The organism is Actinoplanes philippinensis, assembly GCF_900113015.1.
Classification (GTDB): domain Bacteria; phylum Actinomycetota; class Actinomycetes; order Mycobacteriales; family Micromonosporaceae; genus Actinoplanes; species Actinoplanes philippinensis.
Genome location: NZ_FONV01000001.1, coordinates 106836 through 131577 on the forward strand (window position 1 = coordinate 106836; position 24742 = coordinate 131577).

Annotated in this window: 19 protein-coding genes; 15 read left to right on the forward strand and 4 right to left on the reverse strand. The window is 71.9% G+C overall.

Annotated elements, in window-relative coordinates:
• Position 1 precedes the first annotated feature (1 nt).
• The 12 genes from BM290_RS00495 to BM290_RS00555 all read left to right on the forward strand — a co-directional run bounded on the left by BM290_RS00495 (position 2) and on the right by BM290_RS00555 (position 13793).
• On the forward strand, positions 2-1039 hold the full coding sequence (locus BM290_RS00495; RefSeq protein WP_093608803.1) for a quaternary amine ABC transporter ATP-binding protein: 1038 nt from the start codon (positions 2-4) through the stop codon (positions 1037-1039).
• A complete protein-coding gene (locus tag BM290_RS00500; protein ID WP_093608805.1) occupies positions 1039-2991 on the forward strand; it encodes an ABC transporter permease subunit in 1953 nt (650 codons plus the stop codon). Before BM290_RS00495 ends, BM290_RS00500 begins: the two co-directional genes overlap by 1 nt.
• A complete protein-coding gene (locus BM290_RS00505) occupies positions 2988-3950 on the forward strand; it encodes an ABC transporter substrate-binding protein (protein WP_093608807.1) in 963 nt (320 codons plus the stop codon). The genes BM290_RS00500 and BM290_RS00505 overlap by 4 nt, the downstream gene beginning before the upstream one ends.
• Positions 3935-5182, forward strand: a complete 1248-nt coding sequence (locus BM290_RS00510; protein WP_093608809.1) for a sarcosine oxidase subunit beta family protein — start codon at positions 3935-3937, stop codon at positions 5180-5182. The genes BM290_RS00505 and BM290_RS00510 overlap by 16 nt, the downstream gene beginning before the upstream one ends.
• A 16-nt stretch (positions 5183-5198) precedes the next feature.
• On the forward strand, positions 5199-5441 hold the full coding sequence (locus tag BM290_RS00515; RefSeq protein WP_093608811.1) for a sarcosine oxidase subunit delta: 243 nt from the start codon (positions 5199-5201) through the stop codon (positions 5439-5441).
• The gene (locus tag BM290_RS49400; RefSeq protein WP_239143351.1) at positions 5438-8191 is read left to right on the forward strand and encodes a 2Fe-2S iron-sulfur cluster-binding protein; all 2754 of its coding nucleotides are present in this window, start codon (positions 5438-5440) and stop codon (positions 8189-8191) included. The genes BM290_RS00515 and BM290_RS49400 overlap by 4 nt, the downstream gene beginning before the upstream one ends.
• Positions 8181-8693, forward strand: a complete 513-nt coding sequence (locus tag BM290_RS00530; protein WP_093608813.1) for a sarcosine oxidase subunit gamma — start codon at positions 8181-8183, stop codon at positions 8691-8693. Before BM290_RS49400 ends, BM290_RS00530 begins: the two co-directional genes overlap by 11 nt.
• Before the next feature lie 269 nt (positions 8694-8962).
• Entirely contained in the window at positions 8963-11371 is a 2409-nt protein-coding gene (locus BM290_RS00535) for a sensor histidine kinase (RefSeq protein WP_239143350.1), read from the forward strand.
• Between the two features lie 47 nt (positions 11372-11418).
• A complete protein-coding gene (locus tag BM290_RS00540; RefSeq protein WP_093609800.1) occupies positions 11419-11844 on the forward strand; it encodes a roadblock/LC7 domain-containing protein in 426 nt (141 codons plus the stop codon).
• Positions 11841-12257: a DUF742 domain-containing protein gene (locus BM290_RS00545; protein ID WP_093608817.1), complete on the forward strand. Its 417-nt coding sequence runs from the start codon at positions 11841-11843 to the stop codon at positions 12255-12257. Before BM290_RS00540 ends, BM290_RS00545 begins: the two co-directional genes overlap by 4 nt.
• Positions 12241-12840: a GTP-binding protein gene (locus tag BM290_RS00550; protein ID WP_093608819.1), complete on the forward strand. Its 600-nt coding sequence runs from the start codon at positions 12241-12243 to the stop codon at positions 12838-12840. The genes BM290_RS00545 and BM290_RS00550 overlap by 17 nt, the downstream gene beginning before the upstream one ends.
• Positions 12837-13793 (forward strand): ABC transporter substrate-binding protein, encoded by a 957-nt coding sequence (locus tag BM290_RS00555; protein ID WP_239143349.1) that lies wholly within the window; start codon positions 12837-12839, stop codon positions 13791-13793. Before BM290_RS00550 ends, BM290_RS00555 begins: the two co-directional genes overlap by 4 nt.
• Before the next feature lies 1 nt (position 13794).
• Here BM290_RS00555 and BM290_RS00560 read toward each other — a convergent pair whose 3' ends face one another.
• Complete coding sequence (locus BM290_RS00560) at positions 13795-14538, reverse strand: EAL domain-containing protein (RefSeq protein ID WP_093608823.1); 744 nt, start codon at positions 14536-14538, stop codon at positions 13795-13797.
• 130 nt (positions 14539-14668) lie between these two features.
• On the opposite strand from BM290_RS00560, the gene BM290_RS00565 reads away from it, so the two are divergent.
• Positions 14669-15490, forward strand: coding sequence for a glycosyltransferase family 2 protein (locus tag BM290_RS00565; RefSeq protein WP_093608825.1), 822 nt, complete (start codon positions 14669-14671; stop codon positions 15488-15490).
• On the opposite strand, the gene BM290_RS00570 is transcribed toward BM290_RS00565, so the two are convergent.
• Positions 15438-17552, reverse strand: a complete 2115-nt coding sequence (locus tag BM290_RS00570; RefSeq protein WP_093608827.1) for a hypothetical protein — start codon at positions 17550-17552, stop codon at positions 15438-15440. The two genes, BM290_RS00565 and BM290_RS00570, sit on opposite strands and share 53 nt — an antisense overlap.
• Positions 17553-17676: 124 nt before the next feature.
• On the opposite strand from BM290_RS00570, the gene BM290_RS00575 reads away from it, so the two are divergent.
• Positions 17677-18777 (forward strand): glycosyltransferase family 4 protein, encoded by a 1101-nt coding sequence (locus BM290_RS00575; RefSeq protein WP_093608829.1) that lies wholly within the window; start codon positions 17677-17679, stop codon positions 18775-18777.
• Positions 18778-18781: 4 nt separating this feature from the next.
• On the opposite strand, the gene BM290_RS00580 is transcribed toward BM290_RS00575, so the two are convergent.
• Positions 18782-19792: a metallophosphoesterase family protein gene (locus BM290_RS00580; protein ID WP_093609802.1), complete on the reverse strand. Its 1011-nt coding sequence runs from the start codon at positions 19790-19792 to the stop codon at positions 18782-18784.
• Entirely contained in the window at positions 19789-23751 is a 3963-nt protein-coding gene (locus BM290_RS00585) for a hypothetical protein (protein WP_239143348.1), read from the reverse strand. Before BM290_RS00585 ends, BM290_RS00580 begins: the two co-directional genes overlap by 4 nt.
• A gap of 285 nt (positions 23752-24036) precedes the next feature.
• Here BM290_RS00585 and BM290_RS00595 point away from each other — a divergent pair, with 285 nt between their 5' ends.
• Positions 24037-24567, forward strand: coding sequence for a hypothetical protein (locus BM290_RS00595; protein ID WP_093608831.1), 531 nt, complete (start codon positions 24037-24039; stop codon positions 24565-24567).
• Positions 24568-24742 lie beyond the last annotated feature (175 nt).

The following is a 24742-nucleotide window of genomic DNA, read 5'->3' on the forward strand; positions in this document are numbered from 1 at the left end:
CATGACCACCGAGACCGTCATCTCGGTCCGGGACCTGTGGAAGGTGTTCGGGCACAAGGCGGAGCTGGTGCCGCGCTCGGACGAGCTGAAGGCGCTGTCCCGGCGTGAGCTGATCGAGCGGACCGGCTGCACGGCCGCGGTCCGGGAGGTGTCGTTCGACGTCGCGCCGGGCGAGGTCTTCGTGGTGATGGGCCTGTCCGGCTCGGGCAAGTCCACACTGGTCCGCTGCCTGACCCGGCTGGTCGAGCCGACCGCCGGGCAGGTGGTGTTCGAGGGCGAGGACATCCTCGGCGCCGGCAAACGGCGGCTGCGGGAGCTGCGGCGGCACAAGTTCTCCATGGTGTTCCAGAACTTCGGGCTGCTGCCGTACCGGCAGGTGATCGACAACGTGGCCTACGGGCTGGAGATCCGCGGCGCCACGAAGACGCAGCGGCTGCGCCGGGCCCGCGAGGTGATCGAGCTGGTGGGCCTGGAGGGGTACGAGCACAGCTTCCCCGACCAGTTGTCCGGCGGCATGCAGCAGCGCGTCGGCCTGGCCCGGGCGCTGGCCGTGGACCCGGACGTCCTCTACTTCGACGAGCCGTTCTCCGCCCTCGACCCGCTGATCCGGCGGGACATGCAGAACGAGGTCATCCGCCTGCACCGCGAGGTCGGCAAGACGATGGTGTTCATCACCCACGACCTGTCCGAGGCGCTGCGGCTCGGCGACCGGATCCTGATCATGCGGGACGGCCGGCAGGTCCAGTGCGGCACCGGTGACGAGCTGGTCGGGGCGCCGGCCGACGACTACGTGCGCGACTTCGTCCGGGACGTGCCGCGGGCCTCGGTGCTGACCCTGCGCTGGGTGATGCGCGAGCCCCGCCCGGACGACGTGCTGGACGGCCCGGAGCTGGGGCCGGACGTGATCGTGCGGGACGCCGTGCGGACCGTGCTCGCCGCCGACCGGCCGGTCAAGGTGGTCCGCGACGGGACGCTGCTCGGCGTCGTCACCGCCGAGGAGATCCTCACCGTCGTGACCGATGTGGAAGCCGCCGCCTGATGCCCTCCCTCGTCAAAGACCGGCGCCGGCTGAACCGGCCCGTGCTCGTCGGCGCGGTCCTGGCCGCCTGGGTGCTGATCTGGATCCCGACGCGCGGCCTGGACACCCTCGGCCTGTCCCCCGCCGACCTCACGCCGCTGCACCACTGGCTCAACGACGTCAACGACACGGTCGGCGCCAACCGGAACAGCAGCCCGTTCTTCCTGTACTTCGTCAACGAGATCCGGGCCGCGGTCGACAGCTTCGTCACGTTCCTGCAGGACCTGATCGCCCAGCCGTCGTACGGGCGGCCCGTCCCGGTGCTCGGCTGGCTCGGTGTGGTGGCCGTCGTCGCGTACCTCTCCTGGGCCTTCGCCGGATGGAAGCCGGCCGTGCTCGCCGCCGCCGGTTTCGTCTTCTTCGGGTTGCAGGGCCTGTGGGAGGAGAGCATGGACACGCTCGCCCTCACCCTCGGCGCCGTGGTCATCTCGCTGCTGATCGGCATCCCGCTGGGCATCTGGGCCGGGCTGTCCGACCGGTTCCACCGCCTGGTCACGCCGGTCCTCGACTTCATGCAGACGATGCCGACCTTCGTCTATCTGGCCCCACTCACCCTGCTCTTCCTGATCGGCCCGGCGTCCGCGACGATCGCCACCCTGATCTACGCGATGCCGCCGGCGATCCGGCTCACCGCGCACGGCATCCGGTCGGTGCCGCGCTCGGCGGTCGAGGCGACCGAGTCGCTCGGCGCCACCGGATGGCAGAAGCTGACCGGGGTGCTGCTGCCGCTCTCCAAGCGCACCATCGTCCTGGGCGTCAACCAGACCATCATGGCGGCACTGTCGATGGTCACCATCGCCGCGCTGATCGACGCGCCCGGCCTCGGCAAGACCGTGATCAAGGCGCTGCAGACGCTCGACGTGGGCACCGCGTTCAACGCCGGCCTGGCGATCGTCGTGATGGCCGTCGTGCTGGACCGGGTCACCACCGCGGCCGGCGACCGGGCCCGGCGGACCGGCCGGCCGTCCCGCTTCCGCAGGCCGCTGCTGGCCGTGTTCGCGGTGGCCGCGGGTGTCTGCTGCTACCTGTCGTACACGTACTTCTGGGCGGCCGAGTTCCCCGACGACGTGAGCATCGGCAGCGACCTGTCGAAGGGCGCCGACGCGGTGGCCCGGTGGGCGCAGGAGGACCTGTCGACGGCCACCGAGGCCCTCAAGAACGCGGTCACCTACGCCCTGCTGAACCCTCTCGAAGCCCTGCTCGTCCAGTCGCCGTGGTGGCTGGTCGGCGCGGTCGCGGTGCTGCTGGCGGTGCTGCTCGGCGGGGTACGGGCGGCGATCACCACGGCGGTCTGCGTGGCGCTGCTGATCGGCGCCGGCCTGTGGCAGGACAGCATGACGACGCTGGCCATGACGATCGTCGCGACGGTCATGGTGATGCTCCTCGGTGTCCTGTTCGGCGTGTGGATGGGCCGCAACCGGCTCGCCGACCGGATCGTCCGCCCGGTCCTGGACGCCGGCCAGACCATGCCGGCGTTCGTCTACCTGGTGCCGTTCCTGGCGCTCTTCTCGGCCACCCGGTTCACCGCGATCGTCGCCGCTGTGGTGTTCGCCGCGCCGGTCGCCATCAAGATCGTCGCGGACGGGGTACGGGCCATCCCGGCCGCCACCGCCGAGGCCGCGACCGCCGCCGGGTCCAGCGCCTGGCAGATGATCACCAAGGTTCAGCTCCCCATGGCCCGCTCGTCGCTCACCCTCGCGGCGAACCAGGGCCTCATCTATGTCCTGTCCATGGTCGTGGTCGGCGGCCTGGTCGGGGCCGGTGCGCTCGGCTACGACGTGGTCGCCGGCTTCTCCCAGGGACAGCTCTACGGCAAGGGCCTCGCGGCCGGCGCCGCCATCGTGGTGCTCGGGATCATGCTCGACCGGATCGCCCGGGCCTCTTCCCCCTCGAAAGGTAGTAACCATCCATGAAGCTATTGCGCCTCACGGCGACCGCGACGCTCACGGCGCTGGCCCTGACCGCCTGTGGCGGCGAGAAGATCGGTGAGACCCCGGCCGCCGGCGGCTCGGCGCCCGCGCAGGACTGCGGCGCCTTCAACCTGGCGGTCAACCCGTGGGTCGGGTACGAGGCGAACGCGGCGGTCATCGCGTACGTCGCGGAGAAGAACCTGGGCTGCAAGGTCACCAAGAAGGACCTCAAGGAGGAGATCGCCTGGCAGGGCTTCGGCACCGGCGAGGTGGACGCGATCGTGGAGAACTGGGGCCACGACGACCTCCGCAAGAAGTACATCGACGAGCAGAAGACCGCGGTCGCCGCGGGCGAGACCGGCAACAAGGGCGTGATCGGCTGGTACGTGGCGCCGTGGATGGCCGCCCAGTACCCGGACATCACCGACTGGAACAACCTCAACAAGTACGCCGAGCAGTTCAAGACGTCGGAGTCCGGTGACAAGGGCCAGCTCCTGGACGGCGACCCGTCGTTCGTCACCAACGACGAGGCGCTGGTCAAGAACCTCAAGCTGAACTACAAGGTGGTGTACGCGGGCAGCGAGGCGGCCCTGATCACCGCGTTCCGTCAGTCGGAGGCCAAGAAGACGCCGCTGATCGGCTACTTCTACGAGCCGCAGTGGTTCCTGTCCGAGCTGAAGCTGGTCAAGATCAACCTGCCGAAGTACGAGACGGGCTGTGACGCCGACGCCGCGAAGATCGCCTGCGACTACCCCGAGTACGTCCTCGACAAGATCGTCAGCAAGAAGTTCGCCGACGCCAACGGGCCCGCGTACAAGCTGGTCAAGGCGTTCACCTGGACCAACGACGACCAGAACCTGGTCGCCAAGTACATCTCCGAGGACAAGCTGTCCGCCGACGACGCCGCCAAGAAGTGGGTCGAGGCCAACCCGGACAAGGTGAAGGCGTGGCTGGCCCAGTAGGGTCCCGCCCCGCCCCGGGCGGCGACCTGCCGGAGCACCCCGACCGGCTGTGGCGCAACCCGGAGCCCAAGGCCTCCTACGACGTCATCGTCGTAGGAGGCGGCGGGCACGGCCTGGCCACCGCCTACTACCTGGCGAAGAACCACGGCATCACCGACGTGGCGGTGCTGGAGCGCGGCTGGCTGGCGGGTGGCAACATGGCCCGCAACACCACGATCATCCGGTCCAACTACCTGTGGGACGAGAGCGCCGGCATCTACGAGCACTCGCTCAAGCTGTGGGAGAGCCTGGAGCAGGAGCTGGACTACCCGATCCTGTTCAGCCAGCGGGGTGTGCTCAACCTGGCGCACAGCCTGCAGGACGTGCGCGACAGCGTGCGGCGGGTGCACGCCAACCGGCTCAACGGGGTCGACGCCGAGTGGCTCGACCCGTCCCAGGTGCGGGAGATCTGCCCGATCGTCAACATCTCCCCGGACGTGCGCTACCCGGTGCACGGCGCGACCTACCAGCCGCGCGCGGGCATCGCCAAGCACGACTACGTGGCCTGGGGCTACGCCCGTGCCGCGGACGCGCTCGGAGTCGACCTGATCCAGAACTGCGAGGTGCAGGGACTGCGGGTGAGCAACGGCCGGGTCACCGGGGTGCACACGAACCTCGGCGACATCGGCGCGGGAAAGGTGGCGCTGAGCGCGGCCGGGCACACCTCGGTGGTGGCCGCCACCGCCGGGATCGACCTGCCGCTGCAGAGCCACCCGCTGCAGGCGCTCGTCTCCGAACTGCTGGAGCCGGTGCACCCGACGGTGGTCATGTCGAACGCCGTGCACGTCTACGTCAGCCAGGCGCACAAGGGCGAGCTGGTGATGGGCGCCGGCATCGACACCTGGAACGGGTACGGCCAGCGCGGCGCGTTCCACATCATCGAACGGCAGATGTCGGCCGCGCTGGAGCTGTTCCCGGTCTTCGCGCGGGCGCACGTGCTGCGGACCTGGGGCGGCATCGTCGACGTCACCCCGGACGCCTCCCCGATCGTCGGCCTCTCGCCGGTGGAGAACCTCTACCTGAACTGCGGGTGGGGCACCGGCGGGTTCAAGGCGACCCCGGGCGTCGGCTGGTGTTACGCGCACACCGTGGCGCACGGCGAGCCCCATCCGCTGAACGCGCCGTTCAGTCTGGAGCGCTTCGTCACCGGCGCTCTCGTCGACGAGCACGGCGCCGCCGCGGTCGCCCACTGAGACACGAGGACAACCCATGATGCTCATCCCCTGCCCGTGGTGCGGGCCCCGCGACGAGTCCGAGTTCCACTACGGCGGGCAGGCCGGCGTCGCCTACCCGGCCGACCCGGCCGCCCTGTCCGACGAGGAGTGGGCGAGGTACCTGTTCTTCCGGGACAATCCGAAAGGGCCGTTCCGGGAGCGGTGGAGCCACAGCGCCGGGTGCCGTCGCTGGTTCAACCTGGTCCGCGACACGGTCACGAACGAGGTGCTCGGATGAGCCAGGAGTTCCGCACCGCGCAGGGCGGGCTCGTCGACCGGGGGACGCCGCTGAGCTTCCGGTTCGACGGGCGCGAGTACCAGGGTTTCCGGGGTGACACCCTGGCGTCGGCGCTGCTGGCCAACGGGGTGCTGCGGGTCGCCGACAGCCTCCGGCTCGGCCGGCCGCGCGGGATCTTCGCGGCCGGGATCGAGGAGCCGAACGCGATCGTGCAGATCGAGGAGCCGTTCCCGGAGCCGATGCTGACGGCCACCACCGTCGAGCTGTACGACGGTCTCGTGGCACGGTCGCTGCGCGGGCACGGGCGGCTCGCCGACCGTCCCGACCCGGCCCGCTACGACTCCACGCACGCGCACTGCGACGTCCTCGTGATCGGCGGCGGCCCGGCCGGCCTGGCCGCGGCCGCCACCGCCGCGTCGTCGGGCGCCCGGGTGATCCTGCTCGACGACCAGCCCCGCCTCGGCGGCAGCCTGCTCGGCGCCGGCGAGCACCTGGACTGGGTCGACACCGTCGCCGCCGGGCTGGCCGCCGCGGACGAGACCCGGGTGCTGACCCGGACCACGGCGTTCGGCTACTACGACGACAACCACGTCGTCGCGGTCGAGCGGCGCACCAACCACCTCGGCGCGCTCGCCCCGGCGCACCTGTCGCGGGAGCGGGTCTGGCGGATCCGTGCCAGGCAGGTGGTGCTGGCGACCGGCGCGCACGAGCGGTCGCTCGCGTTCGCCGACAACGACCGGCCGGGCGTGATGCTGGCCGGGGCGGCGCGCACCTACGTGAACCGGTACGGCGTGCTGCCCGGCCGCCGGGCCGTGGTGCTGACCACGAACGACAGCGCCTACGCGGCGGCCCGGGACCTGGCCGCGGCCGGGGTGGAGATCGCCGCGATCGCCGACCTGCGGCCCGGCGCGGACGGGTGGACGGTGGCCCGGGTGCACGGCGAGGAACGGGTGTCGGCGGTCGTCCTGCGGAACGAGGACGGGACCGAGCGGGAGGTCGACGCCGATCTGCTGCTCGTGTCCGGCGGGTGGAACCCGGTGGGCGCGCTGTACAGCCAGGCCGGCGGGCGTCTCGCCTACGACCCGGAGCTGGGCGCGTTCCGTCCGGACGGGAACTGCCGGCAGGCCCTCCTGGTAGCCGGGGCCGCGGGTGGCTCGTACGATATCGGGGTCTGCCTCGCCGAAGGCGCCGCAGCGGGTGAGCGCGCCGCGGACGCCGCCGGATTCACCGCCCGCGCGATCGTCCTGCCGGAGACGCTGGACCCGGCCGGGACGCCGCCGGCCGCCGTCTGGACGCTGCCCGGCGGGGACGCGGCGACGCAGTTCGTGGACCTGCAGCGGGACGTGACGGTCGCCGATCTGGCCCGCGCGACCGGCACCGGGATGCGCTCGGCCGAGCACGTGAAGCGGTACACCACGGCCGGCACCGCGCACGACCAGGGCAAGACCGGTGGCACGCTGACCAGCGGTGTCGTCGCCGAGCTGCTCGGTGTCGAGGTCGGCGCGCTGGGCACCACGACGTTCCGGCCGCCGTACGCGCCGGTGAGTTTCGCGGCGCTGGCCGGCCGCGACCGGGGCCTGCTCTTCGACCCGGTCCGGGTGACCGCGCTGCACGGCTGGCACGTCTCGCGCGGCGCGCTGTTCGAGAACGTCGGCCAGTGGAAACGGCCCTGGTACTACCCGCGCGACGGCGAGGACCTGAGCGCCGCCGTGCTGCGCGAGTGCCGGGCGGCCCGCGAGGGCGTGGCCATGATGGACGCCTCCACCCTCGGCAAGATCGACGTGCAGGGGCCGGACGCCGGTGAGTTCCTGGACCGGCTCTACACCAACCTGATCAGCACGCTGAAACCCGGCGCCATCCGGTACGGCGTGATGTGCCGACCGGACGGGATGGTCTTCGACGACGGGACCGTCATCCGGCTGGCCGAGGAGCGGTTCCTGGTCACCACGACCACCGGCAACGCCGCCGCCGTCCTGGACTGGGTGGAGGAGTGGCTGCAGACCGAGTGGCCGCAGCTGCGGGTGCGGTGCACGTCGGTGACCGAGCAGTGGGCGACCGTCGCGCTGGTCGGCCCGCGCTCGCGCGAGGTGCTCGCCGCCGTCGCGCCCGGCCTGGACGTCAGCCGGGCCGGGTTCGGGTTCATGACGTGGCGGGACACCGAGGTCGCGGGCCTGCGTGCCCGGGTGTGCCGGATCAGTTTCTCCGGCGAGCTGGCCTACGAGATCAACGTCAGCTGGTGGGACGCGCTCGCGCTGTGGGAGGCGCTGATCGAGGCCGGCTCGGCGCACGGGATCACGCCGTACGGCACCGAGACCATGCACGTGCTGCGCGCCGAGAAGGGCTACCCGATCATCGGCCAGGACACCGACGGCACTGTCACCCCGCACGACCTGGGGCTGGGCTGGGCGGTGTCGAAGAAGAAGGCCGACTTCATCGGCAAACGGTCCTTCAGCCGTACGGACACCGCGCGCCCCGGCCGCAAGCAGCTCGTCGGCCTGCTCCCGGACGGCGGCGAGCTGCTGCCGGAGGGCGCGCACCTGGTCACCGGCGCGCCGCAGCGGGTGCTCGGGCACGTCACCTCCTCGTACCGCAGCGCGGCTCTGGGCCGTACCTTCGCGCTCGCCCTGATCAGCGGCGGCCGGGACCTGATCGGACAGACGGTCTGGGCCACCCTCGACGACGGCCTGGCGCCGGTGACCGTCACCGGCTCCGTGCTCTACGACCCGGAAGGAACACGCCGTGACGGCTGACCGGAACTTCCGGAGGTCGCCCCTGCACGACCTCCGTGACCGTCTCGCCACCCTGAGCGGCGCGATCACCGTCACCGAGACGCCGTTCCTGGCCCAGATCAACGTGCGGGCCTCCACCCCGCCGTCGTCACACCCCGGCGACGTGAACGTGCTGGCCCTCGGACCGGACGAGTTCCTCGTCGTCGGCCCGCCCGGCGCGGAGGACCGGCTGCTCGCGGAATACCGCGCACCGGGAGTGTCCGTTGTGGACGTCTCGGCGCAGCGAACCGCGCTCGATCTGAGCGGTCCGGCCGTCCGGGAGCTTCTCGCGTTCGGATGTTCGATCGATCTGCACCCACGCGTCTTCGCGATCGGCGACTGTGCACAGACCGTTCTGGCGCACACGCCCGTGGTGGTGCAGCGCCGCGAGTCCGGTTTCCGGATCCTGGTGCGGGCGTCCTTCGCCGCGCACCTCGCCGCCTGGATCCTCGACGTGAGCCCGGAACTCACCAGCGGTCACTGAGAGCGCTCCCATATTACCGGCGGTAATGGGCGCAATGCACAAAGAGGTTGCACCATCGTAAATTTCGGTCCGCGGTGTTGACCATCAAGAAGGAAAAGAAGATTCTTGTCCGGCGATCACGGAAGATCGGATTTCCGACTCCGGGGGCGCCGCCTCGCGCTGCTTTCGATCCACTTTGCTTAACAAACTTCAACGATTCATTGTCGTGAATCGACTCGCGTGCCGGCCAGGACGGGGCCATGCCGGCAGTCGACAGAGGAGCTGATCGCTTGTCCGTCCATGCCGAGGGCGCCGAGCTGTCCGAGCCGGCCGGTGACACCGCACCGGCCCCCGGCGCCCACGCAGGTGACAAGCAGGTCCTGAGCCACCGGACCGGCGGCACGATCCGCCGGCGGGTGATCCGTACGCTGGCGCTGCCCGTCGCGACCACCCTGGTGCTGCTGACGATCGTGGCCGTCGGCGAGGTCGCCAACTACCGCGAGGCGTCCGCCACCGCCCGGGCCGTGACCATCAACGTCGCCGTCCAGGAGCTGGTCCAGGACCTGCAGACCGAGCGTGGCCTGACCGCCGGTTACCTCGGCGGCAACGAGGGTTTCCGCGACGAGATGCTGCCCGCCCGGGACGCGGTCGACCTGAGCCGCAGCCAGCTCGAGCTGCTGATCGCCGACGGCGGCGACGTCGAGGACCGGGTGGCCGCCGCGGCCCGGCAGCTGGACGGTCTGACCGGTGTCCGCGCCGGCACCGACACCGGCTCCGGCAAGCGCGACGCCACCTTCTCCTTCTACACCGCACGGATCGCCGACCTCGGCAACCTCGACTTCGACCTGGACAGCACCGGCGACGAGGAGCTGCGCCGCGGCGCGGCCGCCCTCGGATCGCTCAGCGACGCCAAGGAGGCCATCGCCCAGGAGCGCGCGTTCCTCAACGGCGTCTTCTCGGCCGGCGGCTTCAAGCAGGGCGAGTTCCTCCAGTTCGTCACCCAGCGGTCCACGAAGGACGCCGCGCTCAAGTCCTTCGACCGCTACGCCAACGACACCGAGCGGGCGTCCCGGCAGTACCTCTTCGATACCGGCCCGGCCCGTGAGGCGGCCTACTTCGAGCAGGTCGCCCTGCTCTCCGGCGACGGCCGATACCTGCAGGTCAACCCGCAGGCGTGGTGGTCGGCGCACACCACGCTGCTGGACGACATGCTGCAGCTGGAACGGCACGTCGGCTCGGTCATCTCGGCCCGCGCCAACATCCTGGAGGACGAGGCCTCGGTCCGGATGGGCGTGCTGCTCGGCGCGGTGCTGCTGTGCCTGGCCGGCTCGATCTGGCTCGCCACCGTCGCGTCGCGGTCGGTGGCCCGGCCGCTGACCGTGCTGGCCGGCGAGGCGAACCGGCTGGCCGTGCAGCAGCTGCCGGAAGCCGTGCAGCGGGCGTCGGCCGGGGACGACACGGCGCCACCGCTGCCGGTGCTCGTGCCGCGCGGCGCCAGCATCGAGGTCCGGCTGGTGGCCGACGCGTTCGACCGGATCCAGGCCACGGCGTACGAGCTGGCGACCGAGCAGGCGGTGCTGCGGCGTACCACCGCCGAGTCGCTGGCCAACCTGGGCCGCCGCAACCAGAACCTGCTGCGCCGTCAGCTCGGCTTCATCACCAAGCTGGAGCGGGAGGAGTCGAACCCGACCGGCCTGGCCAACCTCTTCGAGCTCGACCACCTGGCCACCCGCATGCGGCGGAACGCGGAGAGCCTGCTGATCCTGGTCGGCGCGTCCAGCCCGCGGCAGCTGTCCGAGCCGCTGCTGGTCTCCGACGTGATCCGGGCCGCGGTCTCCGAGGTCGAGGAGTACCGCCGGGTCACGCTGCGCCGGGTGGACGACACCCTGGTCAACGGCTCGACGGTCAGCGGCATCGCGCACATGCTGGCCGAGCTGATCGAGAACGGCCTGGCCTTCTCCCCGCCCGACGTGGACGTGGAGATCCACGGCCGCCGGATCGGCGACAACTATCTGATCGCCGTCAGCGACCAGGGCATCGGCATGACCGCCGCCGACATGGCGCGGGCCAACGAGCGTCTGCGCGGCGAGGGCGACTTCATCACCGCGCCGGCCCGGTTCCTCGGTCACTACGTGGTCGGCCGCCTGGCCCAGCAGATGGGCATCGAGGTGCAGCTCACGCCGTCGCCGGTGACCGGTGTGACGGCCCGCATCACGCTGCCCGCCGACATCCTGGCCACCGCGCCGCCGGTCGGCGCACCGCCCCGGCCCGCGGCCCGGCCGGCGTCGTCGCCGTCCGCCCGCCAGATCACCGCGACCATCGAGCCACCCACCGTCGTCATGCCGGCGCCCCTGGCCGCCATGGAGACGTCCCCGATCCGGCCGCTGCAGTCGACGGCGATCGAGTACGTGGTGCTGGACGACGCCCGCGCCACGCCGGCGACCCCGCCGCCACCGGCGCTGGAGGCCATGGAAAGCTTCACCCTCTCCGACGACACGGCCCCACGGACCGCCAACGGCCTGCGCAAGCGCACCCCCCGAGCGCAGCGCGGCGGCCAGGCGCGCAAGACCGAGACCGCGGCGCCGACCGTGGAGAAGTCGAGGCCGATCAACGACTCGCCCGAGTCGGTTCGGGACCGGCTCAACGCGCTGCGTGGCGGCATCCAGCGTGGCAGTGCCGAAACAGCGGGGTTGTCGTGACTGCTATCCCGAAATGGCCCCTTGGCAGCAACCTGGAAAGAAGAATGATGAGCGTAGACACGTCGGCGGATCGGCACCAATTCAATTGGCTGCTCGGCAACTTCGTGCACCAGACGGACGGCGTGCGTGATGCCGTCGCGGTGTCCTCCGACGGCCTGCTGATCGCGAGCTCGGACGGGCTGAACCGGGCCGAGGCGGACCAGCTGGCCGCCATCGTCTCCAGCCTGGCCAGTCTCGCCCGCAGCGCCTCCCGGCGGTACGACTTCGACGGCCTCAAGCTCATCATGATCGAGATGCATCGGGGTTTCCTGCTGGTCTCGGTCATCCGCGGCGGCAGCGTCCTCGGCGTGGTGGCCGGCAGCGAGTGCGATCTGGGCCTGGTCGGCTACGAGATCTCACTGCTCGCCGACCGGTTCGGCGACCTGCTCACCCCGGCCCTGATCGCAGAGTCCCGGCAACACCTACCGCGATGACCGGCCCGTCGTGGGGCTCCGAGCCCGAGATGATCCCGTACGCCGGCTCCCACCGGCCGTCCTCCGGGCTGCACTCGACCGACCCCGACGAGGACCCGGTGATCCGCCCGTTCATGCTCACGAACGGGCGGACCCAGCCCCTGCAGGACGGGTTGCGGATCGAGACGTTGCTGCACGCGGCCCCGGCCGCGCTGTCGGCGCCGTTGCGCTTCGAGTCCCGGCGCATCGTCGAGCTCGCGCAGTCGCCGATGTCGGTCGCGGACCTGTCGGTGGCGTTGCGTGCGCCGCTCGGCGTGGTCCGGGTGATCGTGGCCGACCTGATCACGCAGGGCTATCTGACCGTCCAGGAGTCGGTCGGTGAGCTCTCCACCAGTTTGATCGAAAGGATCAGGGACCGTGTCCGGGCGCTCTAGGGAGCCGTCGGCAGCGCACCCCGTCGCTGTCAAGATCGTTATCAGCGGTGGTTTCGGCGTCGGGAAGACCACGTTCGTGGGTGCCATCTCCGAGATCGAGCCACTGGTCACCGAGGCCGAGATGACCGAGCGGTCGATCGGCATCGACGACACCTCCGCGGTGTCCGGCAAGACCACCACGACCGTCGCCCTCGACTTCGGCCGGATCACCCTCGACGACGCGCTGCTGCTCTACCTGTTCGGCACGCCCGGTCAGGACCGCTTCGCGTTCCTCTGGGACGACCTGGTCGACGGCGCGCTCGGGGCCATCGTCCTGGTCGACACCCGGCGGATCGAGGACTCGTTCCCGGCCATCGACTACTTCGAGGAGCACGAGATCCCGTTCATCATCGGCATCAACCGCTTCAGCGGCGGGCAGCGTTTCCACCTGGAGGAGGTCCGCGACGCCCTCGGCGTCGGCGCCGGCCTGCCGCTGGTGGAGTGCGACGCCCGCGACCGCGAGTCGGTGAAGGGCGTGCTGGTGGCGCTCACCGAGGAGGTCCTGGCGAAGCGGGCCAGCCGGGAACGGGCGTCGGCGTGGTGAGCCGGTTGCTGCCGCGGCTGATCGCGGCGATCGGGCTGGTGGCGCTGGCCGGCTGCGCGAGCGGCGAGGCGGCGATCAGCCCGCCGCCCGGCGTGCCGAAGACCAGCCGGTGCGGGACCGTCACCGTGGCGGTCAACCCCTGGTCGGGGTACGCCGCGAACGTTGCCGTGGTCAGCTATCTGCTCGAGTCGGAGCTGGGCTGCCAGGTGGAGGCCGTCGAGCTGAGCGAGACCGCCTCCTGGGCCGGCCTCAACGACGGCAGCATCGACGTGATCCTGGAGAACTGGGGCCACGACGACCTCAAGAAGAAGTACATCGACCGGCAGAAGGTCGCCGTCGAGCTGGGCCTGACCGGCAACAAGGGAGTCCTCGGCTGGTATGTGCCGCCGTGGATGGCGAAGACCTACCCGGACATCACCGACTGGAAGAACCTCAACGACTACGCCGACCTGTTCAAGACGGCGAAATCCGGGGCGAAGGGCCAGTTCCTGGCGGGCGACCCGTCGTTCGTGTCCAACGACGCCGCGCTGATCGAGAACCTCAAGCTGAACTACACCGTGGTGTACGCGGGCAGCGAGGACAAACTGATCGCGGCGTTCCGCAAGGCGCAGGAGGACAAGACACCCCTGCTCGGGTACTTCTACGAGCCGCAGTGGCTGCTGTCGGAGGTGAAGCTGGTGCACATCCCGCTGCCCAACTACACGCCCGGCTGCGACGCCGAGGCGGAGAAGGTGGCCTGCGACTACCAGCCGTACGACCTGGACAAGATCGGACGCAAGGCGTGGGTCGACTCCGGCAACCCGGCCGCGACCTTCATCAAGAACTGGCAGTGGACCAACGCGGACCAGAACCAGGTGGCCAGGGACATGACCCAGAACGGTCTGTCGGCCGACGACGCCGCCAAGAAGTGGGCGGACGCGCACCGTACCGTCTGGGAGAAGTGGCTGCCCTGACTCAGATCGCCCGGTCCCGCTGCGGAAGCGGGGCCGGGCGGCCCAGCAGGTAGCCCTGGCCGAGACGGATCCCCAGCTCCAGCAGCTTCTCCCGCTCGGCCTCGGTCTCGACGCCCTCGGCGACCAGCATGGCGCCGATGTCCGAGGCGAAGCCGGCCAGGCAGCGGGCCAGCGCCATCCGGACCGGGTCGATGTCGATGCCGCTGGTCAGCGTGATGTCCAGCTTGATGATGTCCGGGCGCAGCTGCAGGATGTGGCTGAGGCTGGCGAAACCCGCGCCGGCGTCGTCCACGGCGATCCGGATCCCGTACGCGCGGAGCTGCTCGGTGATCGCCACCAGCCCCGGGTAGTCGAAGACCTGGGTGTGCTCGGTGAGCTCGACGGCGATCCGGCGGTGCGCGTGGGCCAGCAACGTCTCCTGCACCCGCGGGTCGAGGATCGCCTCCACCGACAGGTTCGTGCTCAGGTAGGCGCCCTCCGGCACCAGGTCGAGCGAGGCGAAGGCGCGCCGCATGGCGAGCAGTTCCAGCTCCACCCCGAGACCCGCCTCGTTCGCGGCGGCGAACGCGATGTCCGGGTTGAGGCAGGTGTCCTTGTGGAAGCGGGCGAGCGCCTCGTAGGCGATGACAGCGCCGTCGGACAGGCGCATCACAGGCTGGAACATCGGCTCGATCGCCTCGGAGCGCAGGACCGCCTGCAGGATCTCGATGGTGGCCGGGCTCGTGGCCGCCGTCTGCGAAGTCATGCTCGAACTGTGCGGGCCGTTTCTCAAGCGCGGCTCAGCTCGACCTCTGGATTCCCGCTGGTCAGCGGCTTGTCGTAAGCCTGATTCGGGCTAGAGGAGGGCTTGAGGTTGCGGCTCCAACGTTTGGGCCATGAACGCAACCGCCACCGCCCAGCGCATCGCCACCGTCGCCGCTGTCACCACCCTGGCGCCGGCCACCACGCCGAACCTGTGGGCCCCGGCCACCGCGGGAATCGACCTGACCGTCGTCGTCCCCTTCTACAACTGCGGCCCGGTGGTGGCCCGGACGATCCGCGACATCGCGGCCACCCTGACCGCCGCCGGCGTCGGCTTCGAGATCATCGCGGTCAACGACGGCAGCACCGACGGTTCCCAGCACCACGTCTACGGCATCCCCGGCGTACGGCTGATCGACAACCGCACGAACTCGGGCAAGGGCAACGCGCTGCACCAGGGTTTCGCCGCCGCGCAGGGCGCCTGGGTCGGGTTCATCGACGCCGACGGCGACATCGCCCCGCACCACCTCGCCACCTACCTGAAGATGGCCCGCGGTGGCGGCCACGCCGCCGTCTACGCCGACAAGCGGCACGCCGCCTCGGTCAGCGGCGCCTCGAAGCTGCGCAAGCTCATCTCGATCGTCTACTCCACCCTGGTCGCCCTGCTCTTCCTGCTCAAGGTCAAGGACACCCAGACCGGCTGCAAGATCATCCTCCGGGACGCGCTGGCCCAGCTCCTCCCCCACCTGCGGGAGCAGCGGTTCGCCTTCGACCTGGAGTTCTTCGTCGCCGCCAAGGCCGCCGGCATCGCTGACATGCACGCCGCCCCGGTCATTCTCAGCACCGGTCTCAACGGCAGCACGGTCACCACCAACGCGATCGTCCGCACGCTGCGCGACACCGTCACGATCCACCGTCGTCACCTGTCCGGCCACTACCGTCAGGCCGCCGTCTGAGCCACTCCCGCCGGTGCTCGATCACCCCGGTGACCAGCAACGCCGCCAGCGCGACCAGCGACACCCCCAGACCCAGCCGCAACCACTTCCACGGTGTGTAGCGCACCGTGAAGGCCCCGGAGCCGGCCCGGACCGCCACCGTCCCCGCCACGGTGGGCCGGGTGACCTGGTCACCCGCCGTCCATTTCGCCGACCACTCCTCGGGCAGCACCACCCATCCCGCCTTCCCCTCCGCGACCTGCCACTGGGTGGCCCCGACGCGGCTGATCCCGCCCGACGAGGTGGAGGGGACCGGACCGTCGCCGGCTCCGGAGAGCAACGTCTCCGTCCCCAGGCGACCCTCCGCCGACCAGCGCAGCGCGGCCTCGACATCCCCGGCGCGCGCGCTCACCACCCGGCCCGTTCCGTCCACCGTGACCCGGTAGAGATCGAGCTCCGGCGTACGCAGCACCGGCGTCAGGTCCCGCTGTCTGCCCAGCCAGGCGTAGACGTCGCTCTCCTGGTCCCGGGCCAGCGCGACGTACCGGACGCCGAGCGGCGCGATCAACTGCCCGAACTGGCCACCGCCGCCCTTCGCGATCAACTGGTCCAGATAGGCCATCCGGCGTGAGTTCGAGTTGGACCGCACCTTGCCCAGCTCGGTGGCGTCACTGCTGAGCACCGGCCGGCGGAAGAACGCCCCGGCCGGCGTGGCGACACTGCGCGTGGCGGTGAACGCGAACGGCTGGTACTGGTGCCAGGGCAGGAACAGCACCGACTCGTCCCCGGCGCCCATCGCCCGGTCGGCGGCATACCAGGCGGCCGGATAGTGGCTCACCCGGACACTGCCGCCGAGCCCCCAGACCAGCGAGGCGCCGAGCGAGATGTACATGCCGATCAGCGCGGGCGCGGAGGTGATCGCCACCGCCTGCAGGGCCAGCGAACGGCTCGGCCGCAGGCTCGTCATCACCGCCTCCACCGTGGCGCCGATGCCCACGGCGTACCCGAGCATCGCCAGCGCCACCCATTTCTGCTGTTCCCGCATGGCCTCGAAGAGCGGGAGGACCTCGAAGGCGATCCGGTAGACGGTGCCGAGCGGGCCGTCGACCCCCGCACCGAGCAGCATGCCCACGACGGTGACGGCGGCCAGTGGCACGCCGGTGAGCGGGTCCCGCCGGCACATCCGGCCCAGACCCAGCACCGCGGCCACCACCAGCACGATGCCCGGCGCCAGGCTCAGCGCGGCCTCCGGGCTGCTGTCCGACGCGCCCCGCCAGAAGCCGCGCAGGGTGATCACCGCCGTGGCGAGACCGGCCGAGCCCGGGTACGTCGAGTACACGTCCAGGTCCTGGTCACCGACCCGGACGGTGAGGATCGCGTTGGCCACGACGACCGCGGCGTACGCGTAGACGCATCCGGCCGACAGGATGACGGTCACCGTGCGGACCGCGTCGCGCCACCGTGGCCGGGGCAGCAGGGCGACCGCGACCAGCACCGTCGCGCCGAGCCACGCCGCGTGCGCGCCGACCGAGATGGCCAGCGCGTACCAGCCGGCCGGGCGGACCGCGATCCACCGGCCCTCACGCCGGGCGTGCACCGCGGACGCCGCCATCGGCGCGAGCAACGCCACCGCCAGCAGGAACGGCACGTGCCCGGCCTGGATCCGCTCGACCACGAACGGGTTGAGACAGGCGAACAGCGCGGCCGGGTGCCGCCGCCACCGGGAGCCGCCGGCCAGCATCGAGACCCCGCCCGCGACGATCGGGAAGTAGGCCAGGATCATCAGCCAGCTGGTCGCGCCGGAGCCGACCAGCCGCCGGATCCCGTGGGTGGCCAGCCGGTACGGCAGGGCGTCGAGCGCCGCCGGGTCGAGCCCGTACAGACCGGGGGTCAGCGCCTGGTGCGGTCCGGACACCCAGTCGAGCAGCAGCAGATAGCCGGGGCGTGTCCACGGCGCCACCACCAGCAGGCCGGCGATCAGGCCGAGGAGCACCGACTCCGCCGTCAGGACGCGGGAGCCGGCCACAGCCGGGTAGGCACGCCGCCGACGCCGCCCAGCCCGGCTTCGGCGGTCCTCGGTCATTTGCTCCACTATTGCCGCTCTTCCGAGCCTCCGGGGCCGATATCCGGCAACGTTCTCAAGCCGGGCCCCCGGTGGCCGATCTTCCTGGTCATCGCCGCGTTGGGCGGCGGACCCGGGAGGACCGATGCGCATCCTGATCCTGAACTGGCGAGACCTGAGCCACCCCGCGGCCGGCGGGGCCGAGGTCTACACCGAGCAGGTGCTGCGACGCTGGGCGGCGGCCGGCCATCAGGTCACCCTCTTCGCCGCCGCGGTGGCCGGCCGGCCCGCGGACGAACTGCGCGACGGCTACCGGGTGATCCGCGCCGGCAGCCGGTTCACCGTCTACCGGGAAGCCCGCCGCTGGTGGCAGCGGCACGGGCGGGGCCGCTTCGACGTGGTGATCGACGAGACGAACACGGTGCCCTTCCAGGCGCACGAGTGGGTCGACGACGGCGCCCGGACCATCGCCCTGGTCCACCAGACCTGCGAGGAGATCTGGCACATCAACGCCCCGCCGATCCTGGCCCACCTGGGCCGGCACCGGCTGGAGCCGAACTGGCTGCGGCGGCTCGGCGGCAGCCCGATCCTGGCGGTGTCGGCGTCGACCCGGGACGCGCTGGCCCGCTTCGGGGCGTACGACGTGACGGTGGTGCCGGAGGGCTACGAGCCGCCGAACCCGCTGCCCCGACCGGTCAAGGAGGAGCAGCCGACAGCCGTGTTCTGCGGCCGGATGGTCAGCTACAAGCGGCCCGGCGACGTGATCCGGGCGGTCGGGCTGGCGGCTGAGCGGATCCCCGGCCTGCGCCTGTGGATGGTCGGCGGCGGCCCGCTGCTGGACCGGCTCGCCGCGACCGCGCCCGCGCACGTCACCTTCCACGGCCGGGTCACCGAGGCGGAGAAGCACGACCTGATGGCCCGGGCGCACGTCCATCTGGCGGCCAGCGTCCGGGAGGGCTGGGGCCTGGTCGTCACCGAGGCGGCGGCGCTCGGCACCCCGACCGTCGCCTACGACGTGCCGGGCCTGCGGGACTCGACGACGGCGGCCGGCGGAGTGGTCGTCCCGGCCCGGCCGGAGGCGATGGCGGCCCGGCTGGCCGAGCTGCTGCCCGGCTGGCAGCGGCAGCCGCCCGCGCCGCTGCCCTACGGTGGCGCGCACTCGTGGGACACCGTCGCCGACACCCTGCTGGCCGCCGTCCGGCAGCACGCCCGGGTGCCGCGCGGCCCGATGCGGGTGGCGGCCTGACCGGTCAGACGCAGGGGGCCTCGCCCACGTCCTCGACGGTGTCCTCGGCCTCCAGCGGATGGAACGCCCACCGGTAGGAGTCCGGGCGCAACGTCAGCTTGAGCACGCCGTGGTGGTCGTAGTCGGCGTAGTCGCCCTTCACGGCGCCGGGTGCGGGCGGCAGTTCGGGACGGTAGTGCGCCTGCCCGCCGGTGCCGACGACGAACTGCCGTACCCCCTTGTCGTCGGGGCGCCCCTCGGGGTTCATCGGGTCGAACCGCTCGTAGTGCGCGTCGTGCCCGGAGAGCACCAGCTCCACCTGGTGCTCGTAGAGGGTCCGGAACAGGTCGGCGGTCCGCTCGTCGGAGCCGCCGATCCCACTCGACCAGCGCGGATGGTGCCAGGCGGCGATCACGCAGCGGTCGCCGGTGGCGGCCAGGTCGGCGGCCAGCCACGCCTGCTGCGGCGAGCCGTACCCGCAGCCGCCGGCCACCCCGGAGCAGTTGGAGTTGAGCACCACCAGATGCCACTGGCCGATCTCCTCGGACCAGAAGCCGCGCGGGTCGCGGACCCGCTCGCCGAAGTACGCGGTGAACGACGACGCGTCCTGCACCTTGTACTCCTGGTTGCCGAAGACCGGCACGGTACGGTCCCGCAGGCGGCCGAACGACGGGCCGTAGACGGTGCGGAACGCCTCGCCGGTCGGCACCTCGTACTGGACGTCGCCGAGCGCCAGCAGGTAGTCCGGGTCGAGGGCGACCGCGATGTCGGAGACCGACTGCTGGCGGCAGCGGTCGCCGGGTGGCTCGCCGGGCGGTTTCAGGTCCGGGTCGGCCGGGTCACACGCCATGTCGCCGGCGGCCACCACGGTGACCACCGACGGGGCGATGATGAACCGCCGGCCGGCCGGCCACAGCAGCACCGCCACCAGCGCCACGACGAGCGCCGCCGACGTCCAGAGGACCAGGTGCCGGCGGGCCCAGCGCATCCGCCGCCGGGACCGCGCGCCGAGCAGCCGCCGGACGATCCCGGTCATCGGCGCCACCGGGGCATCGGCGGCAACCGGGGCAACGAGGGCAGCCGGGGCAACGGGGGCAGCCGGAACCACGCGGGCCGGCGTCGGCGCCGGCGGTGCCGGACGGCCCAGTCGCCGGGGCGGCCCGGGGGCAGGCGCACCGCGTACATGAAGCCGGCCGACAGCGCCACGGTGACCGGCAGCAGGTAGAAGGCGGCCCGGGCGATGCGCGACGGGGCGTAGCCGAGGGTGAAGTCACCGGCGGCCGGCAGCGTCCAGCCGGCCATCCAGCCCTGCAGCGTCACCTTCTGCGCCCCGGCGATGCCGCTCAGCTGCCAGCCCGGCGCGGCGCTCTCGGCCAGGGCCAGCACGGTCGGGCCGGACCCGGTGACCGTGCCGGAGAACTGTGCCGGGTTCTCCCGCTCCCAGTCCACCACGGACTCGGGGCCGGGTGCGGCCTGCCGGATCAGGACGACCGCCGAGGTCGAGGCGACCGGCCGGATCCGTACGCCCCGGTACTCCACCTGCGACTGCTGTCTGCCCTCCAGGTCGCGGAGCCCGTACAGGTAGAGGCGGGCCTCGACGGTGTTCGGGTCGGGCGGGATGAGCGCCTCGTACGGCGTCCAGCCCTTGTACACCGCGACCGTCGGCAGCTTGCGGCACAGGTCGGGCCCGCGCAGGTAGAGGCAGAACTTGGGGTTGCGCAGGGCGACGCTGCGAGCCTCCATCGACAGCTCGTACAGCGACGCCCCGCCGAAGTCGATCGCGCTCGCGCCGATGCAGGCCAGGTGGCTGACCGCCTTGAGCGTGTACGTCGTCTCGCCGTCCCCGCCGACTGCCGACTCGGCGGCCAGCCCGGCCTGGTCGGCCGTCTGGTCGTCGTAGCGGTAGCAGTCCTCCAGGGGCTCGAACGAGGTCAGGATCGAGCCGGACAGCCCGCCGTCGACCCGCAGCTCGTGCCGGCCGGCGGTCAGCTCGACGGTGGTCTCCGGCACCACCGGCGGCCACACCTCGTGGCTGCCCACCTCCTCCAGCGCCTGCACCTGGACTCCCCGGTACTCCACCACGGTCGGCGAGGAGAGCCGGCGGCCCACGTCGGCGTGCAGGATGATCTGGAGCAGGCCGCCGGCGTCCATGGTCACCACGCCCTCGTACGGCGTCCACTCGTCGCTGAGGGCGGGCCGGGAGGACAGCTCACACCCGGCGGCGCCGGACTGCCACAGGCAGATCTGCGGCCGGGGCCCGGAGACGTGCCGGTACTGCAGGCGGACGCGGTAGATCTGGCCGGGCGGCGCCTTGCTGACGATGACCCGGGTGCACGCCGCGTGGTCGGAGGCCTGCAGCCGGACCGACGTGCCGTGCTTCTTCGTCTCGGTCATCTTGGCGGACAGGCCCAGCTCGCGCCACGGCCGTGGCTCGTAGTTGTTGCAGTCGAAGACCTTGCTGAACCCGCTCACCTTCGCCGGGGTCGGGTCGGCGGCGAGCAGGGTGAGCCGGGTGGCCGCGCCGACCGGCACCGGGGCCGGCTTGTCGACGTCCAGGGACACCACCCGGCGGGTTCCGGCCGGTTTGATCGCCAGGATCTCCCGGTCGGCGGGCAGCGGCACCTTCACCGGGGGCCGCCGGGACACCGCCCGCCCGTCGACCTTCACCACGGTCCGGTCCTCCAGCAGCAGCTCGCCGTCGTGGACGCGCGGGATCAGCGCCGGCGCGGCGCGGGCCCGCTGGGCCACCGTGTACCGGCCGGCCGGCACGTCGACCGTCGTGCTCGGCGAGCCCTCGTCGACCGCCGGGACCGGCCAGTGCACGATGTCCGGCGTGACCGCGGCGGTGTCGTCGACCTGCGGGCTGGTGGCCACCGCCGTGGTGTCCGGGCGGGCCGCGATCGCGGTGGACGGGCCGACCGTGCCGAGCACCGCCGCGCCCGCGTCCGGCCGGGCCGGGGCGTCGAGCACCCGGTCGTACGTGCGGACGGTCTGGCTGGAGCCGTCGCCGACCCGCCACACCTGCAGCAGGCCGTCCACCTCCAGGGTGGCGCCGGGTACCCGGGCCATCGCGGCGGCCAGCACCGCGTCGTCGGCGAAGTAGCGGTTGGGCAGGCCGTGGACCAGGTCGTGCCGGACGATCACCCGGCTCGCCCCGATCGAGTGCAGCAGACGCGGCACCGGCTCCAGGTCGCCGGCCAGCAGCGCGGCCTCGACCAGGCGCAGCGCGGCCGCGAAGCCGGGCACGTCGCCGAAGTAGCCGTCCGGCTTGGGCTGCACCACGGGATGCTTGATCAGCAGGTTCGCGATGCTGTCCGCGCCGAAGAAACCCCAGGTCGTCGGCATCTGGTAGTAGTCGTCCAGGGGCAGCACGAAGACCTTGCCGGGGCGCGGGTCGGCGTCGATGTGCTCGGCCACGTCCCACCACTCCTGCGCCACCCGGACGTGCATCGAGGGCTGGGTGGGCCGTTCGTCGGGCATCACCCCGCCGGTGTAGAGCGGGTACGGGTAGGCCAGCGCCAGCACGACCGGGACCGCCGCGACGGCCCGGCCGTAGGGTCGTCGGCGCCTCGGCAGCCGCCGCAGCCGCAACAGCAGCCCCTCGACCGTGGCGGCGAGCATCACCCCGAAGAACGAGACGAGCAGCTGGCCGAGTTTGCTCATCGGCTCCCGGAACAGCCAGAAGCCGGGGGCGTGCAGGTACAGGAACATGTTGATCGGGGCGAGGGGCGGGCGCAGCCCCTTGGCCAGGAACACGAACACCAGGATCATCACGAGCAGGCCCAGCGTGACCCGCCGCAGCCGCCGGGACGCGGCCAGCGGGGCCACGAAGACCAGGGCCGGCAGCAGGTAGCGCACCCAGATCCACCACGGCTGGTCCAGATCGGTGGCGAACGGCAGGTACTGGGGCAGGAACCAGGCCCAGTTGGCCACCATCGTCAGGATGTTCGGCGGGATGTTGTTCACCTGCGACCACGACCAGTTCGTCGGGTCGGTGAAGGTGGCGTTCGCGGTCGCCCCGCCGCCGCCGGTGAAGCTCTGCGCCAGCGGGACCAGCCACCACGCGTTCAGGCCGATCGCCCACGGCATCGCCGCGACGAACCACTTCAGCAGCCGCCAGGCGGCCCGGCGGCCGAGCAGGAGCGCGGCCAGCAGCGGGGTGCCGCCGACCGCCCAGGCGTAGGCGACCACCAGCATCGGCGGATTGAAGCTGAGGAACGACGTGGGCATCAGCGCGAACCCGGCGATCGGGGCCGGCACCCGGCGGCCCAGAGCGACCCGCATCGCCACGCCGGTGATCAGCGCGACCGAGCCCACCGAGATGACGTTGAGCGGGTTCGGCAGCCGGGTCAGGAAGAACCCGTTGAGCATGCCGAACGCGCCGGCCACCACGATGCCGGCCTGACTGCGCACGAACGCGCCGGCCAGATACGCCACCCCGAACCCGACCAGGCCGTAGATGCACGTGTAGTACAGCCACTGGGCGGAGTACTCGGTGAGTCCCACCAGCCGGCAGAGCCGGATCAGGACGAACTCGAACGCCCGGGCCATCGTGTAGGCGGCCGAGCCGGCCCCGGTGATCTGGTGGTTCCACGACCAGGTCATCTCCGGTTCCCAGCCGCGGCGGATGAACGCGCCCATGTCGCCGCCGGCGATGAACGTCCCGGTCCGGAACCAGCGGCTGACGATCAGCACGTCGAGCGCCAGCACGACCAGATACGGCCGGGCGGCGATCAGCGCCGCGCGGCGCGGCAGATCCCGCATCGGCCGGGTCCGGCCACGGAGCGCGAGCAGTCCGAGCGGCACCGCCACCGCGGCGAGGACGAGACCGATCAGGATCATCCAGAAGACCACGGTGGTACGGCCGAACGCGTGCGCCGGTCCACTCGCGGCGAACAGCACGACCGCCCCGGCGATCGCCGGACGCCACAGCTGTTCGGCCCGGGTCCGCAGGTCACGGCGTCGGCGACGGTGCCGGGAGGTCTCCCGGCGCACGGGCCGCACCGGATCCGGCGAAGGCTCCGCCCGGTCCTGAACCACCGGCGGGGCAAGATCGAGCGCCACGGCGAACCTCCGGACATCTGCCCTCGAGATACCGATCGGCGTGTTCCCGGCCGGGCTGAGCCGGTGGCCGGGACACAGGCGCCCCGGGTGCGCTGAGACACCGTTCGCTGCCACTGCGTAACCGGCTCGGCGGCAAGCTCAAGGGCTGCTCAGGAGGCGTTCATGGTTCGCTCGTCGGCGTTCCGCAGGCGGTGGCCCGTACCGCAAGCTCCTCTCATGTCGTTCCTCACCGCCTCCGCCGCCCGCCGTGCCGTCACCGTCCTGATGATCGTCCTGGCGATCTGCGGCACGGCGCTGACGCTCGACGCGAAGCCGGCCGGCGCCGCGGCGAGCAGCGACCGCCTGGTGCTCACCTGGGCCGAGGACGGCAACCGCCTGCAGGTCACCGGGGTCGGCTACCGCGCCCGCGACCTGGTGGAGGTGCGGCTCGGCAGCAACCCGATCCAGCAGACCCGCGGCGACGACAACGGCCGCATCGAGGTCAGCGTGCCGGAGACGCTGCTCGGGGCCGGGATGTCCGGCGCCAGCATCGTGCTGGCCGGCCGCTCGGTCTCCGGCACCTCCCGCATCCTGATCTCGGCGATCCCGCCGCGGGCCGCCGCGCGCGGCCCGGTCGACCTGCTCCCCTGGGCCCTCGGCGCGGTCGCGCTCGCCGCCCTGCCGCTGGGCCTGTGGCTGCGCCGCCGCACCCGCGCCGCCGCCACCGACGTCGCGCCGAGCGGCTACCGCAGCCGGCACGCCGCCTGAAACCGATTCGCACCCCGAACCCACCCGATTCCGCTCCCCGAGGGGCCCAGCCTGAAACCGATCAGCACCACGCCCGCCCCGCGCCCCGGTCCAGGGGAGCGTCGCCGGAAACCGATCCGCACCACGACGCAACCTCGCCCCGCTCCCGAGGGAGCACAGCATGAAGGCCCGGGCC